Here is a 784-nt window from a genome sequence, read left to right as displayed (position 1 = left end):
TTTATCAGGCCAAGGGGTACATGAGAGAGCAACGTTTAAAACCATTTCTCGTGACGGCATATGCCTAAACTGTGACCAAGAAACCTTGCATCGCTTACTACCCAATACACCTTCGGTATCACCTAAGTGTCCGGTTAAAGTTGAAGTCGCATTTAAATTAGAAAGCTTTCTTCAAATTAATGCAGATGTAATCTGTATTAGACGCTTATCTAAAGATACCTTTCAACTTGAGTTACGCTTTGGCGCCTTAGATGCCGAAGCTGAGTGTGAAATTGACGCCTATATTGAACATTCACTATACAAAGAAAAGAGTAAAGTAGTGCAGCCGATAAGAGCTATGAATGAATATTCTGCAGTTGCTTAAGCATTTGATGATGTATAACTAGTTCACACCCAAGCTATGCTCTCGATGTGAACACTGATTTAAGTATTGGCTGGCTTAAAGCTACTTAGTGGGAGTAAGGGTAGGAATAGTATCTTGCTTACTTTCGGTGAGAGCACTAACAAGCTCTGCTTCTGGACGAGAGATGCCACAACTATTCATTAGGTCATCGATCCCCGCTCCCAACTCCACCAAACGTGACGCTTCGGAGTAAGAAACTTTAGTCGGGTCATTTTTCTGCATTTCGTCTATTATGGCTTCAAGCTCTTCGACACGCTTTTCCAGAGCAATAACCTTACGCCCAACACCCATTGAGCCATGGCTAATTCCCTGAACTTCTTTTGATAGCTCATCGACCAGATCAGCAGTGCTCCTTTCTGATAAGGTAATGCTACGCTTGAT

The 784-nt window shown here is 42.2% G+C and carries 2 protein-coding genes; one reads left to right on the top strand and one right to left on the bottom strand.

The features are described from left to right. A partial coding sequence (locus tag A3729_RS32285) for a hypothetical protein (protein ID WP_197475593.1) occupies nt 1–364 on the top strand: 364 nt, incomplete at its 5' end. A gap of 81 nt (nt 365–445) precedes the next feature. Here the strand turns inward: A3729_RS32285 and A3729_RS05380 are convergent. After that, a partial coding sequence (locus tag A3729_RS05380) for a DUF2802 domain-containing protein (RefSeq protein WP_068633332.1) occupies nt 446–784 on the bottom strand: 339 nt, incomplete at its 5' end.

The organism is Oleiphilus sp. HI0043 (genome assembly GCF_001634935.1).
The sequence above is the reverse complement of the archived record's forward strand: the minus strand, read 5'-3'. Positions and strand labels throughout refer to the sequence as shown.